This is a genomic window from Tunturiibacter gelidiferens (genome assembly GCF_051013345.1).
Taxonomy (GTDB): domain Bacteria; phylum Acidobacteriota; class Terriglobia; order Terriglobales; family Acidobacteriaceae; genus Edaphobacter; species Edaphobacter gelidiferens_A.
Map to the genome: position 1 here is coordinate 3,498,627 of NZ_CP132939.1, position 13,603 is coordinate 3,512,229.

At 59.6% G+C, this 13,603-nt stretch carries 14 protein-coding genes and 2 pseudogenes; 9 read left to right on the forward strand and 7 right to left on the reverse strand.

From position 1 onward, the window contains the following. Positions 1 to 236 precede the first annotated feature (236 nt). Both RBB80_RS17520 and RBB80_RS17525 read right to left on the reverse strand, forming a co-directional pair. Positions 237 to 1,238, reverse strand: a pseudogene (locus RBB80_RS17520) (alpha/beta fold hydrolase); the annotation flags it as partial. Positions 1,239 to 1,404: 166 nt separating this feature from the next. After that, positions 1,405 to 2,163 carry a DUF4239 domain-containing protein gene (locus RBB80_RS17525; protein WP_433963779.1) on the reverse strand — a complete coding sequence of 253 codons (759 nt, stop codon included), beginning with the start codon at positions 2,161 to 2,163 and terminating at the stop codon, positions 1,405 to 1,407. Positions 2,164 to 2,319: 156 nt separating this feature from the next. Here RBB80_RS17525 and RBB80_RS17530 point away from each other — a divergent pair, with 156 nt between their 5' ends. From RBB80_RS17530 to RBB80_RS17540, 3 genes are read left to right on the forward strand one after another with little or no spacing between them, the layout of a single operon-like run. Next, complete coding sequence (locus RBB80_RS17530; RefSeq protein ID WP_433963780.1) at positions 2,320 to 3,000, forward strand: SDR family NAD(P)-dependent oxidoreductase; 681 nt, start codon at positions 2,320 to 2,322, stop codon at positions 2,998 to 3,000. After that, on the forward strand, positions 2,976 to 3,053 hold the full coding sequence (locus RBB80_RS17535) for a hypothetical protein (RefSeq protein WP_433969727.1): 78 nt from the start codon (positions 2,976 to 2,978) through the stop codon (positions 3,051 to 3,053). The genes RBB80_RS17530 and RBB80_RS17535 overlap by 25 nt, the downstream gene beginning before the upstream one ends. A 39-nt stretch (positions 3,054 to 3,092) precedes the next feature. Next, positions 3,093 to 3,263: a hypothetical protein gene (locus RBB80_RS17540; RefSeq protein ID WP_433963781.1), complete on the forward strand. Its 171-nt coding sequence runs from the start codon at positions 3,093 to 3,095 to the stop codon at positions 3,261 to 3,263. Between the two features lie 501 nt (positions 3,264 to 3,764). On the opposite strand, the pseudogene RBB80_RS17545 reads toward RBB80_RS17540, so the two are convergent. The 3 genes and pseudogenes from RBB80_RS17545 to RBB80_RS17555 all read right to left on the reverse strand — a co-directional run. After that, a pseudogene (locus RBB80_RS17545) lies at positions 3,765 to 4,649 on the reverse strand (hypothetical protein); the annotation flags it as partial. A gap of 289 nt (positions 4,650 to 4,938) precedes the next feature. Then, positions 4,939 to 5,595, reverse strand: coding sequence for a hypothetical protein (locus RBB80_RS17550; protein WP_433963782.1), 657 nt, complete (start codon positions 5,593 to 5,595; stop codon positions 4,939 to 4,941). Positions 5,596 to 6,066: 471 nt separating this feature from the next. Continuing rightward, entirely contained in the window at positions 6,067 to 6,633 is a 567-nt protein-coding gene (locus tag RBB80_RS17555) for a glutathione peroxidase (RefSeq protein WP_433963783.1), read from the reverse strand. Between the two features lie 178 nt (positions 6,634 to 6,811). Between RBB80_RS17555 and RBB80_RS17560 the strand changes: the two genes are divergently transcribed. Continuing rightward, entirely contained in the window at positions 6,812 to 7,750 is a 939-nt protein-coding gene (locus RBB80_RS17560; RefSeq protein WP_433963784.1) for an amino acid permease, read from the forward strand. A 2-nt stretch (positions 7,751 to 7,752) separates the two neighbouring features. Further along, positions 7,753 to 8,694 carry an amino acid permease gene (locus RBB80_RS17565; protein ID WP_433963785.1) on the forward strand — a complete coding sequence of 314 codons (942 nt, stop codon included), beginning with the start codon at positions 7,753 to 7,755 and terminating at the stop codon, positions 8,692 to 8,694. Between the two features lie 578 nt (positions 8,695 to 9,272). On the opposite strand, the gene RBB80_RS17570 is transcribed toward RBB80_RS17565, so the two are convergent. Then, a complete protein-coding gene (locus tag RBB80_RS17570; RefSeq protein ID WP_433963786.1) occupies positions 9,273 to 9,728 on the reverse strand; it encodes an aminotransferase class V-fold PLP-dependent enzyme in 456 nt (151 codons plus the stop codon). Between the two features lie 42 nt (positions 9,729 to 9,770). Then, positions 9,771 to 10,613 carry a cysteine desulfurase family protein gene (locus RBB80_RS17575; RefSeq protein WP_433963787.1) on the reverse strand — a complete coding sequence of 281 codons (843 nt, stop codon included), beginning with the start codon at positions 10,611 to 10,613 and terminating at the stop codon, positions 9,771 to 9,773. A gap of 352 nt (positions 10,614 to 10,965) precedes the next feature. Between RBB80_RS17575 and RBB80_RS17580 the strand changes: the two genes are divergently transcribed. From RBB80_RS17580 to RBB80_RS17595, 4 genes are all read left to right on the forward strand, one after another. Next, the gene (locus tag RBB80_RS17580) at positions 10,966 to 12,045 is read left to right on the forward strand and encodes a trypsin-like serine peptidase (RefSeq protein ID WP_433963788.1); all 1,080 of its coding nucleotides are present in this window, start codon (positions 10,966 to 10,968) and stop codon (positions 12,043 to 12,045) included. A gap of 210 nt (positions 12,046 to 12,255) precedes the next feature. Beyond that, positions 12,256 to 12,798, forward strand: coding sequence for a DinB family protein (locus RBB80_RS17585; protein WP_433963789.1), 543 nt, complete (start codon positions 12,256 to 12,258; stop codon positions 12,796 to 12,798). A 168-nt stretch (positions 12,799 to 12,966) separates the two neighbouring features. Further along, the gene (locus RBB80_RS17590) at positions 12,967 to 13,362 is read left to right on the forward strand and encodes a hypothetical protein (RefSeq protein ID WP_433963790.1); all 396 of its coding nucleotides are present in this window, start codon (positions 12,967 to 12,969) and stop codon (positions 13,360 to 13,362) included. An 11-nt stretch (positions 13,363 to 13,373) separates the two neighbouring features. Continuing rightward, positions 13,374 to 13,553, forward strand: a complete 180-nt coding sequence (locus RBB80_RS17595) for a hypothetical protein (RefSeq protein WP_433963791.1) — start codon at positions 13,374 to 13,376, stop codon at positions 13,551 to 13,553. Positions 13,554 to 13,603 lie beyond the last annotated feature (50 nt).

Below are 13,603 nucleotides of genomic sequence, written 5' to 3' on the forward strand. Positions count from 1 at the left end.
CCGGTGTGGTAAGGAACGAAGGTGCGGAGAGAGGGCTCTCCGCACCTTTTTTGTTTCAGTTTTTGGTGTGAAAGATAGGTCCTGCCGGACGGGCCCACTGCGCTTTGTCACCCCACAAACGAAGACCTGTTTGTGGGACCCCGATACGGGCGGTCACTTCGTGACTCGTATACCTTTTTCGGGGCGATTGGTGGGTGTTGGTCGTCCCGTTGGTCGGAAGGGAATAAGACTTCGCTCTAGTGTTTTTCTGTCTGAGCCAGGAAGTCGATGAGGTACTGCTTCCAGACGACGGCCTGGGTGTGGGTGCCGTGGCCGCGGGTGGCGTCGGAGATGGGGATGAGGATGAACTTTGCGTTGGGCATCCGGGCGACCAACTTTTCCGCGATGCCGAGTTCGGGTGGGTTGATGAAGTCGTCGGCGGAGTTGATCCAGAGGACAGGGGCGGTGATGGTGGAGAGCTTCGGTTCGGGATTGTAGTTGCGCGAGGCGTTGACGTAGTAGAGGAAGTTGTTGGCATCGGTGCGGGCGATGTCGGCGGTGAGGACGCGGTCGATGTAGGCTTCGGCCTGGGCGCGGGTGGGGTTGTTTTTCTGCATCTGGAGCGGGGCGCTGCCGGCGATGACGATGAGGTCGTTTGCTCCTCGGAGGCCTTCGGCGGGTTCGGTGGTGTACTCGCCGTTGTTCCAGGCGGGATCGTGCTTGATGGACTCCATGGCCATGTAGCGCCACATGCGGTTGCGGCCTGCGAGTTCGACGGGGAGGCAGGCGAAGGGCGCGAGGGCATCAGAGAATTTGGGGAAGGTCTCGCCCCAGACGAAGGACTGCATGCAGCCCATGGAGGTGCCGAGGATGAGGCGGAGGTGATCGACGTGGAGGCCTTCGAGGAGCATGGTGTGCTGCGAGGCGACCATGTCGTCGTAGTCGTACTGCGGGAAGCGCATGTGGAGGCCGTCGGAGGGCTTGGAAGATTCGCCCTGGCCGATGTCGTCGGGGAGGATGATGAAGAATTTTGTGATGTCGAATGGTTGGCCGGGGCCGAAGAGGATGCCAGAGAAGGCGGGGTTGAGGAGGGAGTGGGCGTCGCCGCCGGTGCCGTGGAGGAGGAGGACGGCGTTGTCGGTGTGGCCGTCGGCGCCGCGGTGGGGTTGGCCGAGGGTGAGGTAGTGGAGCTTCAGTTCGGGGAGGGTTTCTCCGGTGTTGAAGTGGAAGTTTTTGATGACGTAGGTGGCGTCCTGGGCGGGCCACTTTGTGGGCGCGGTCTGGGCTGTGGCGGCGGCTACGACGGAGAGGAGAGAGGAGAGCGAAGCGGCGAAGGTGGCTGGTCTGCGATGTCAATGTTGACTCCCGGGCAGGCGATAGTTTTGCGCTGGATCCAAGATATATCGGATATCACGATCGGAGCTGCTATTCGCTCATATTTTGCTGGGCGCGCTGGAAGGCGAAGTCGGTGACGTGCACCCAGCCGCGAAAGGGCAGGTTGACGTCGGCGATGGCGAGCAGCACGAGGGTGATGAGGAGGGTGAAGCAGAAGATCTGGAGCGCGTGAAGGGCTCGATTGGCTGAGCCGAAGAGGGAGGCCGAGAGAATGGTGACGAGTCCGCCGGCGAGGAGAACCGCCCAGAAGATGGTGGGAAGGCGATAGGCGCTTTGGATGAGGCGGGTGCGGCGGTGTTCGGTGAGGGCGCTTAGTTCGCTGAGGGCGTGATCTTCGGCGAGGAGTTCGGAGGGGGAGGCGGCTTTGACGGACATGAGGGTCTTCCACATATCGCGATTGATGAGGCTGCTTTCTTCGGGGAGGCGGCTGTTATGCATCTCGGGCCAGTCCTGGTTGATGACCGCATCGACGTAGGCGCGGGTCTGGTGTTGGAGGAGTAGGCGCTGCGGCGACGGAAGACCTTCGGCGAGTTGATGGAGGTTGCGCAGGGAGTTGGCTTCGAGGTCGGCGTTGAGGTTTGCTTCACCGAAGTTGGTCCAGACGGTGTAGAGCATGAAGCCAAGAATGACCGCGTAGGTGGTGCCGAGGATGCCGAGCTGCCAGCCGATGAGGTCGTTGTGCACGGTGCGGCGTTCGCGTGGCCAGACGCGGTTGAGAAGAGCCAGGAAGAGCATGGAGCAGGCCATCGTGACGATGAGGATGACTATGTTTTGGGTGAGAGTAAGCATGCAGGCCGAGTATCTCCGCGTGATGGTCTTCAAGCTTATCGAATTTTGCCAGGGTTCAGCCCCTAATTTTTTCGCGGGGATGGGTTAGCGTGTCTTCGCCGAATCCGCATCCAATCGGGCAAGTGAAAGCTTTATGAAAAGGGGTTGGTGATTTCGATGAGTGGTCTTTATACGTTGCAGGATCCGACGAAGCAGTATCCGCGGCCAAGGTTCAAGAAGCAGACGCAGGGGGTGCCGGGGCTGGATAAGAAGATGACGCCGAAGGCCGATCATGGCGAGACGAGCTACCGGGGGAGCGGACGGCTGCCGAATCGGAAGGCGCTGGTGACGGGCGGGGACTCTGGGATTGGACGTGCTGCGGCGATTGCCTTTGCGCGAGAGGGCGCTGATGTTGCGATCAACTATCTGCCCAGCGAAGAGGCGGATGCGCGTGAGGTGATTGCGTTGATTGAGGCTGAAGGAAGGAAGGCGATTGCGCTGCCGGGCGATCTGAAGGATGAGAAGTTCTGCGTGAAGCTGGTGAAGGAGGCGCATAAGAAGCTGGGTGGGCTGGATATTCTGGCTTGTGTGGCGGGCAGACAGCACGCGGTCGAAAAGATTGCGGACATGACGACAAAGCTGTTTGAAGAGACCTATCGGGTGAATGTGTTTGCGCTGTTCTGGATGTGCAAGGCGGCGCTGCTGTTGATGCCGCCGGGTGGATCGATCATTACGACGGCTTCGATTCAGGCGACGCATCCTAGTCAAGTTTGCTCGACTACGCTCCGACGAAGGCAGCGATCCTTGCGTTTACGAGAGCGCTGGCGCGGCAGGTGGCGGAGGAGGGGATTCGGGTGAACTGTGTGGCACCGGGGCCGGTGTGGACTCCGCTGCAGACCAGCGGTGGGTAGCCTGCCAAGAAGATTCCGGATTTCGGTTCGGAGACGCCGATGAAACGGCCGGGGCAGCCGGTGGAGATGGCTCCTCTGTATGTGTTGCTGGCTTCGCAGGAGGCAAGCTATGTGACGGGCGAGGTGTATGGTGCTACGGGTAGCGAAAATAGTGGTTTCGCGTTGGGATGTAAATCCAAGTATCCCTGGCATCCGACGGTGACGTGCTGATGGATCTACAAGGGTGGAGTCGGGGAGTATCGTTCGGTCATCAACATTTCGGGCAGCGAAAGTACAGATATAGCTCTGGCATTGTCTAAGTTCTCTATGTGGACGAATATGAGGCTACCAGCAATCGGATATATCTAGAGAATTGCAAAAAACACACCCACTACCTAAAGACGAAATACAGGGATCTCTCCACTGCGTCGCGCGATAAGACTGCGCGACTTCGGTCGAGATGACGAGTGATAAGGGATTAGCGATGCTACGAATTTGCCCCTGCACTACGAATTTGCCCCTGCACCCGCGAGGGAACCGCTTTGGCAGTTCGTTACTTCCAGGTCGCAGTGAAAAGCGCCGCCTTTGATTGAGGACGGCGCTTTGGTTTTCGAGTTTTCTATTTTTATTTGGATGATTCTTCCGTGGAGTCTTTTTCTTTCTTCTCTGCGGGGATGGGTTCGGACTTGGCTAGTGGTTTGGTGATGTCGTCGAGGTAGGCGGGGGTGCCGTCTACGCGGACCAGTTGTGGGTAGCGTGCGCCGTCGTGGTAGTCGATGTCGGCGGTGGTGACGAAGGCGTCGCTCTGGAGGATGAAGTGGATGGGCTCGGAGGTTCCCTTTGCCTGTTTGACTGCGGTCTTGAGGGCGTCGGGGGAGTAGACCTTTCCGTTGACGGCGATGATCTTCTGTCCGGGGAAGAGTTTTGCTTTGTCGGCTGGGCCGTTCCAGCGGACGTCGGCGATGTTGCCTTCGGCGGTGATGCGGATACCGAGGAGTACCAGACGTTGACCGAAGTGCCGCGGCGGCTGCCGGAGTCGGCCATGGTGCGTTCGGACTTTGAAGGCTCATCGGTGTAGACGAGCTTGTAGCCGCCGCGTTCGATGCCGGCGAGGTCGGCGTGGGGGTTGAGGTTGTCGATATGCTCGTGGATGAAGGTGGCCCAGTCGTACTTGTAGACCTGGTCGAGGTCGGCGATGAGCTCGTCGCGGTTGTAGGTGACGATGAGCGGGCCGGTGTTGCCGCCTTTGCCGAGGAAGATGTGAAGGAAGTCGGTGAGGGACTTCTTGTTGTTCGTCTTCTGGCGGATGAGGGTGTCGGCGTCGAGCCAGAAGAGCTCGCCTTCCTGGTAGTAGTCCTGGCCTCGGCGCCAGTTCGACCAGGCGGGGTTGCCGCCGCGGAGGATGCTGGCGGCGATGGCGGTGTCTTCGGTGGAGCGCCACTCGCGTCCGGGCTTGTAATCAAGCTGTGCGGCGGAGAGTGCGAGCATGTCGCGGTACTGCTCCTGCGACTTGAGGCCGGAGCGGGCGGCGAGGACGTTGCCGAGGTAGTGGGTCATGCCTTCGTAGACCCAGAGGAGCGAGCCCTGCTGCATCTTCTCGAAGTCGTCCTGATAGAGGTTGAAGGGGCGGCGGTACTTGCCGTTCCAGGAGTGGGTGAACTCGTGGGAGAGGAGGTCGGATTCGGCGAGTTGATGCGAGGGGTCGGAGAAGCCCTTTTCGCCTACACCGTTGTCGGAGGACTGGCCGTGCTCGAGGCCTCGCCGCCGGCTACGTCAGAGAGGGTGAGGAGGAAGTGGTAGACGTTGTAGTGGCGCGAGTCGTAGGCGGCGCCGGTTTCGCGGACGAGGTTGTTGAGTTCGGCGAGGAGCGCGGGGCGGAGCTTCGAGTCTTCGGGTGAGTCGGAGACTACGTCGATGTAGTGCTTGGGTGTGACCTCGGGTGCGAGGGCGAACTCGTGGAAGTACTGGCCGGTGATGACGGGGAGTCTTCGAGCTGCTCGACGGTGGTGGCGGCGTAGTGGGTGAGGCCGCCTTTGGGGTTCTGCGGATCATAGCCGTCGGTTGGAGTGAGCGCGGTGCCGATGCCCCAACCTGCAGGGACTTTGACGGAGGGCTGAATGGCGATGTCTTTGACGGGAGTCTTCGCGGGGTAGAGGAGGAGTTTTTCCCATTCGAGGACGGCGAGCTTGTCGGTGACGCGGGCGGTGACGATGCAGTCGAGGTGAGCGTGGAGGGTGGTGACTCCATCGGGGACGGTGACGTGGAACTCGTAGAGGTCTTCGTCGTCGCGACGCCAGGGGAGGACTTTGCCGTTAGCGGTGAAGACGACTCCGGTAATGTCATCGACGGGGCCTGTGGGGCGGTGGTTGCCGGGGATCCACTTGGGCGTGGTGAGAGAGACGGGGCCGGGCTGGACGGGAATGTCGACTTCGGCGTGATAGACCTTGCGGGGAGCTTCGGAGAGGTCGGCGGTGATCTGAATGGGAGCCTGCTGGGCTTGCAGAAGGCCAGGGGTTCCGAGGGTGAGCAGGGCTAGAGGCAGGAGAGCAGTGCGGATGGTCATTAGCGGGGACGGTTCCTCTCGAAGCTAAGGGGGATTTTAGATATTAGGTGAGACGGATGAGGAGAACGAAAGGACGCAGGCTGATTTTTGGGCCTCAGTAGGCTAAGCACCCCCGAAGGCTGTGGATCGGTGAAAGGTAGAAGCAAAGAGCGAAATGCGGGGTTTCTCCACTCCGCCGCGCGATGAGACTGCGCGGCTCCGGTCGAAATGACGATTTGGAGGGGAGTTTTGAGACATGCTCTGGAGAGTGCGTCTCTGGCTCAAATCCGCCACGCGATGAGACCTGCGCGGCTTCGGTCGAAATGACGATTTGGAAGGGAGTTTTGAGACATGCTCTGGAGAGTGCGTCTCTGGCTCAAATCCGCCACGCGATGAGACCTGCGCGGCTCCGGTCGAAATGACGATTTTGGAGAGGAGTTTTGAGACATGCTCTGGAGAGTGCTCTCCGGCTCAAAGTTTGTGGTTCGATGTTCAGGAGTTGAGGGCGGATTCGATGGCGGCGACTACGGCCGGATCGTCGGGGAGGACCTCGGGCGAGAAACGGGCGGCGACCCTGCCGTTGCGGTCGATGAGGAACTTTTCGAAGTTCCAGAGGATGCCGGGTTCGGGATTGGTGGTGGAGTTGTGCTGCTGGAGGAAGCCGTTGAGGTTTTCGCGGAAGGCTTCGCGGCCCGGGCTGGTGGCCTTTGGTTCGGCGGCGATGAGGGATTGGTAGAGAGGGTGGGTGTTGGGGCCGGTGACGGTGATCTTCGAGAACATGGGGAAGTCGACGCCGAAGGTGGAGCGGCAGAAGGTCTGGATGTCCTCGTTCGAGCCCGGTTCCTGAGCGCCGAAGTCGTTGGCAGGGAAGCCACAGACGACGAAGCCGGAGTCTTTGAAGCGGGCGTAGATCTTTTCGAGGGCGTCGTACTGGGGCGTGAGGCCGCACTTGGAGGCGACGTTGACGATGAGGAGGACTTTGCCGCGGTAGTCGGCGAGCGAGGTGCCTTCGCCGGTGATTTTGTGGACGGGGATGTCGTAGAGAGCAGCAGTGGACATGAATTCTCCTGAAATCTTTATGAGTTGATTATAGGCGGGGCGCGATGTTCGGAACTCCTTTCGGGCGGCGGGGATCGTACGAGTCTTTATGCGATCTTTACGACTTTTTGGAGGGGGTGAAGGTTAAATTTGGAGATTGAGTGAGTTGGGTTGACAGAGGCGGTAGGATCTAAATCGTATGTCATTAACAGATTCGATTATTGGACGGCCGCTTGCTACGAGTGAGGAGCGGGCAGAGCATATTGGTGTCGCAGCGGGAATACCCATCTTCGGCCTGGATGGGCTGACAAGCGCCGCGTACGGGCCGGAGGCGGCGATGACACTGCTGATTCCCTTGGGGATCGGCGGGGTGGAGTATGGCTGGCGGATTATCGGGGCGATTCTGATTCTGCTGGCGATCGTGTACTTCAGTTACAGACAGACGATTGCTGCTTACCCTGGCGGGGGTGGAAGTTTTACGGTCGCATCGGAGAATTTGGGCGAGAAGCCTGGGCTGCTGGCAGCGGCGGCGCTGATGATCGACTATATTCTGACGGCGGCGGTGGGGATCTCGGCGGGTGTGACGGCGCTGACGTCGTCGGTGCAGGGCACGCGGTTTGCAGGTTTGCAGAACCATACTCTGCTGATTTGTCTGATCATTCTTGTGATTCTTGCGTTGGTGAATATGCGCGGCGTGAAGGATACGGGAACGGCATTTATGGTGCCTACGTTCCTTTTTGTGAGCACGCTGCTGGCGCTGATTGTGGTTGGGATGTGGAAGACGGTGCATGCGGGTGGGCATCCGATGCCGATGGCTCCGATTCCTGCTGCGCTGCCGGCCACGGTGGGGACGCTGGGAACGTGGATGCTGCTGAAGGCGTTCGCGAGCGGATGCGCGGCGATGACTGGTGTGGAGGCGGTGTCGAACGGAGTGATGGCGTTCGGCGAACCCAGGGTGCAGCGGGCGCAGCGGACGCTTACGGTGATTATCGGGATCCTGATGGTGCTGCTGTTCGGGATTGCTTATCTGGCTAAGACCTACCAGGTGATGCCGATGGATCCGGATGCGGCGCATTTTCAAAGTTTGCTGAGCCTGCTGGTGACTGCGGTCTTCGGGCGGGGTGGTTTTATTTTCTGACGATGGGCAGCGTTCTGCTGGCGCTGGCGTTGAGTGCGAACACGGCGTTTGCTGATTTTCCTCGACTGACGCGGGCGATTGCGCTGCATGATTATCTGCCGCATGTGTTTATTCTGCGCGGGCGGCGGCTGTTGTACTCGCATGGGATCTATGCGCTGACAGGGTTCACGGCGGTGATCCTGATTCTGTTTGGTGGTGTGACGGACCGGTTGATTCCGCTGTATGCGATTGGAGCGTTCCTTGCGTTCACGCTCTCGCAGGCGGGGATGGTGGTGCATTGGAAGAAGGGCGAGGCTCACAAGGGACGCGTCTGGCACATGGTTGTGAACGGCACGGGCGCGGTGGCGACGGGGATTACAACGCTCGTTGTGCTGGTGGCGAAGTTCCGGGCGGGGGCGTGGGTCACGGCCTTGCTGGTTCCGATGCTGATTGCAATCATGTGGGTGGTAAAGCGGCACTACTCGCGGGTGAAGCGGGAGATGGCGGATATGACGCCGTTGAACCTGGTGAATCTGCAGGAGCCGATTGTGGTGATACCGATGGCGCGGTGGGACCGGATTACGGAGAAGGCGATGCGGTTTGGGCTGCTGCTTTCGAAGGAGATCAAAGTCGTGCATGTGCACTCGGATGACGAAGAGGGCAGTCTGGACGAGCTTTGGCATGAGTATGTGATGGATCCGATCAAGAAGGACGGGCTGCAGGAACCGGAGCTGGTGACGATTCCTTCCTCGTACCGATTCGTTATTACCCCGCTGATGGACTACATTTTGAAGCTCGAGGAGGATAATCCCGGGCGGAAGGTGGCGGTTCTGCTGCCGGAGCTGGTGGTGCGGCACTGGTGGGAGAATGCGCTGCATAATCAGCGGGTTCAGTTGTTGAAGTTGTTGCTGCTGGTGAAGGGGAATCAGAGGATTGTGGTGGTTAATATTCCCTGGTACCTGTGAGCGTAGTGGAGGGCCGTTTTTGCTGGGGGTTTTGGCGAAAACGGTCTTTTGGACGTGGTTTTCCGGTGGTGAATTTGCGGTGAGATGCGTGGTGGAACGTGGTGTTTCGCCGCGTGTTTTTCCGTGACGGAAGATACGCCAACTTGTGCGGATTTATTTTTGCCGGATTTGGCCGCCTCTTGCGAGGCGCTTCCTTTTGGTCGGCTAGTTGTTTTGAATGTGAAGTTCACAACGCAAAAATTGCGTGTCGATGGGGAGCATCTCGCAAGGGAAGATAAAGAACAGGCAACGGCGTGGAGAGGCGGGCTGAAAGAGACGAGCGGTAGGGGTAGCGCGGGGCTCGTCGGGATCCTTCGCTGCGCTCAGGATGACAGCAAAGGCTTGTGGGTGGCTATGGGATTCTTCGCTGCGCTCAGGATGACAGCAAAGGCTTGTGGGTGCCTATGGGATCCTTTGTTGCGCTCAGGATGACAGCAAGGGCTTGTGGGTGGCTATGGGATTCTTCGCTGCGCTTAGGATGACAGCAAAGGCTTGCGGGTGGCTTATGGGATCCTTCGCTGCTTTTTAGATTCAGCCCACTAGGCGGGAGTCAGGGCGGGGGCCTTGCGCCAGGTGGGGCTCAGGTCGCGGAGGCGGGCTACCGCGGTCGGGATGAGGGTAAGGGCTTCGTCGATCTCTTCGCCGGTGGTGAGGCGGGAGAGAGAGAAGCGGATGCTGGCGCGGGCGCGGGCGGGAGAGAGGCCCATTGCGGTGAGGACGTGGGAGGGTTCGGTAGCTCCGGATTGGCAGGCGGAGCCTCCGCTGACGGAGAGGCCCTTGAGGTCGAGAGCGATGACGAGGGCTTCGGCTTCGAGGTGATCGAAGTAGAGGCTGGTGGTGTTGGAGACGCGCGGGGCTCCGGCTCCGTTGACGCCGCACTCTTCTACCTGGGATAGGATGGCTTGCTCGAGACGGTCGCGCAGGGCAGCGAGATGTGCGGGGCTGTCGGCGGAGATGAGGTGGGGGGAGCGGTCGGGCTTGCGCCCGATGCCCACATCTCAGAGTCGAGATAGGGGGCACCCGGATTTTTTCGTTGCTCAGATTTGTGTTGGTGCCCGGATTTGTGTTGTCGGTGACTGAGTCTGTGGAGGGGCTTGCGCAAGCCAGGCCTGGGCCAGTTCGGCGGCTTTACCGATGGCGACGATGCCGGCTACGTTTTCGGTTCCGGCGCGGCGCTGGCGCTCGTGGCTGCCGCCGTGGAGCATAGGGGCGAGGCGGACGTTGCGACGAACGAAGAGGACACCGATGCCTTTGGGGGCGTAGATCTTGTGGCCCGAGATTGTGAGGAGGTCAACGTCCTTGAGCGCGCCTTTGGGGCTGAGGTCGAGTGGGAGTCGGCCTACGACCTGGACGGCGTCGGTGTGGAAGAGAGCGCCAGAGGCGTGGGCGATGGCGGCCAGCGCGGCGATGGGCTGGATGACGCCGGTCTCGTTGTTGGCGAACATGACGCTGACGAGCTTTGTCTCGGGGCGGATGGCTGCGAGTAAGGCGGTTGGCTCGATGACGCCTTGCGGGGTGCTGGGGAGGATGGTGACTTCTATCTTCTTTTTGGCGAGGGCCGCGGCGGCGCGGAGGATGGCGTCGTGCTCGATGCTGGTGGTGATGAAGTGAGCGGGTGCGGCGGCATTCTCGAGCGTGCCGAAGAGGGCGAGGTTGTCGCTCTCGGTGCCGCCGGAGGTGAAGACGATCTCGGAGGTGCGGCAGTGGAGGAGATTGGCGATCTGGTCGCGGGCGTGGTCGACGGCGGCGCGAGCGAACTGGCCTTGTTGATGGATGGAGCTGGCGTTGCCGTAGTGCTCCAGGAAGAAGGGACGCATGGCCTCGAAGACCTCGGGGAGGAGAGGCGTGGTGGCGTTTGCGTCCATGTAGATTCGGCTCATGGTTTTATTTTACTGCCAGTGTGATTCGAAGCTGACTGGCGTGCATAGGATTTGATACAGGACCGCCAACGTTTTATGCCGCACGTTGTACTCGCATCGAGTGTGAGCGAAGAAGATAAATCCGGCGTAACGCGAAGGCTCGATTCGTCACGATACAAGGCATGAAGTATGGGCTCTCGTTTCCTGGGAACGTGGAAGGTGCGAGTTTATTGGCCGGAGGGCGAAACGCGAAGAGAGGGAGAGATCGAGGATGAAGTGACGCTGGCCTAAGCGGTCGAGTGTGCGCCAGATGGACCTCCTGAATTCCCCGGGCGTGATGGGAACTTGAGATCTGAATCACAAGGAGATCACTATGGCGCGAAAGGCAAAACTGGACTCTCACAAAGCATCTTCACCACTGACTCGGGAGCAGGTGTTTCGCTTAGACAATGTGATGAAGCACGGAACGGCGCCCAAGGCGCTGCAATCACTCAAGTCATCCAACAGCTTTACCTTTGTTGATGCGCCGGGCGATTTGAAGTTAGAGAAGTTGATCCACAAGGTGTCGCTGAAGGATGGGATGGCGGCGTACCAGATTGAAAACAAGTACGGGTTGGTGCGTGGATTGCCTATTCAGGAGTACATTCGCCAGCGCCCCGGAATCCAGGTGGAGTCTCCGACGCTGCCTCTGCCTCCGCCCTCGCCTCCTTTCTATGCGGAGTGGGCTGACCGGATCTACCATCCGAAGCTGTCTCCGCGGATGACGAGAACCATGCTGAGGCGCAAAGACGGCAGCCGCCTCTATCCGCACGGATATATCTGGGGCAGCGATGCGCGGCAGGCCTTCTTCCCGTCGGGGTATCCGTGGCAGTGCATAGGGAGGCTGGATGTTTATACGGATCCTTCGAGCTTTATCCCGTCGGGGATCGGAACGGGAACGCTGGTGGGACCCAATACCGTGATCACTGCGTCGCACATGGTGCCGTGGGGCGCGAACCCGGCGATGATTCAATTTACGCCGGGCTACTTTAATGGAGTGTCGGTCGCGGGCGTTGGGGTGACCTCGTATGTTGAGGCGTCTTCCTCGTACGACACGAATAGCCCTCCAGCCCCCGCGTTTGATTTTGCGGTGTTGAAGCTGCAGGACCGCCTGGGAGATAGTCTGGGCTGGCTCGGTTCACGGTCGTATGACGATAACTGGAACGATCTGAATGTCTGGACTCTGGTTGGCTATCCGGGTCTCATCGCGAATGCGGAGCAGCCCTCTTTTCAGGGTGGGATCAGCTTTCATGATGACGATGAGGATAGCAACGACTCCGGCGATGCTATGGAACTGGAGACTCAGGACGGGGATTCCAGTCCCGGGGACTCCGGCGGGCCGTATTTTGCTGAGTGGCCGGATGGGCCTTATGTTGTGGGCGTGGATGTTGGGGGGAGGCGGAGTTTTCGCTGAATCCTTTTGCTCCGTGGCCGTTTGAAGACGATAACAATGTGGCATCGGCGGGGCCTGCCTTTTTGCAACTGATCAACTGGGCTCGTGCGAACTGGGACTAGGTGGCCTGGTGAGTGTGAGTTATTTATTGAGAGCAGAGGCTTCTGTTTTTGCCGCCGATGTTGTGCTTCAATCGTTGGAAGAGAGTGGTTGGCAGGACGGGAGCGAGAAATGGAAGTAGAGGAGCGGCGACTTGTGTTGGAGCAACTGGCTTCCAGTGAGGCGCGTCTGCAGGAGTTGGTTGATGGTTTGACGGAGGAGCAGTGGAAGTTTCGAGAGAGACCGGATCGGTGGTCGATCGCGGAGATTATCGAGCACTGCATTCTGTTTGAGGAGTTCATTCGGGGCGCGATCGCGAAGACGTTGGCCGGGGTTGCGGAGCCGGAGAAGATGGCTGAGGTTGGGAAGAAGGAGCCGCTGGTACTTGGACTGGCGGAGGCACGGGCTATCAAGTTCAGTGCGCGGGAGGCTGTTCGCCCGGTGGGGCGGTGGACTGACCGGAGCGAGCTGGTGGCGGAGCTGCGAAGGGTTCGGGCGCGGACGGTGGATTTTGCTGCAAAGTCGGATGCGAGTCTTCGCGAACACTTCTTTCCTCACATTGCGTTTGGAGATCTGGACTGCTATCAGTGGCTGGTGGTGTTGGGCCAGCATGCGAAGCGGCATGCGTTGCAGATTGAAGAGGTCAAGGCTGATGCGATGTTTCCTTCCTCTTAGACTCTGCAGGGCATTGGGTGCTGGGAGGATTTTTATCGTGGGGATGATTTCGCGGAGTTGATGGCTGCGGGGCGCTGCTTCGTGACATATGAAGAGGTGAAATCTGATAGGCTTAGCGCGGTTCTGCGGCTAATGTTTGTAACACATTTGAAACGATATGGAGAGACGATGATGATGAAGCGGATGGTTGTGGCGTTGGCGCTGGCGGGTTGTTGTGTGACGGGCGCGCGGGCGCAGATGGATGCGAAAGAGCCGAAGATTGCTGCGGGAACGATCATTGAACCGGCGAAGAGCTTCGATGGGATGCTGAAGGGCTTGGAAGAGGAGTTTGTGCCGCTGGCCGAGGCGATGCCGGCGGACAAGTTTGATTTCGCACCGAGTGCGGCGATCTTTGCGGCTGGGCAGGGAAGCGAATATGCGACGGTGAGCACATTTCGCGCGATGGTGCTGCATGTGGCTTCGGCGAACTACTTTTATGGTTCGATGGTGAGCGGGACGAAGCCGGATGTGGATGTGAAGGCGCTGGCGGATATCAAGGGAAGGATCAGGCGGTTGAGGCGCTGAAGGCTTCGTTCGTGTTTGCGCATAAGGCGTTTGGCACGCTGACGACGAAGAACGCTTTTGAGAGCGTGCGTGGGACGCAGACGCGGGCGAGCCTTGCGGGCGGCCTGGTGGCGCATGGCTTCGATCATTATGGGCAGCTGGTGGAGTATCTGCGGATGAACGGGATTGTGCCGCCGGCGAGCAGGAAGTAGGCTAGTCCCCGCTGCCGATGGGGATTTGATGCGTAGGGAAGAGGGCAGCC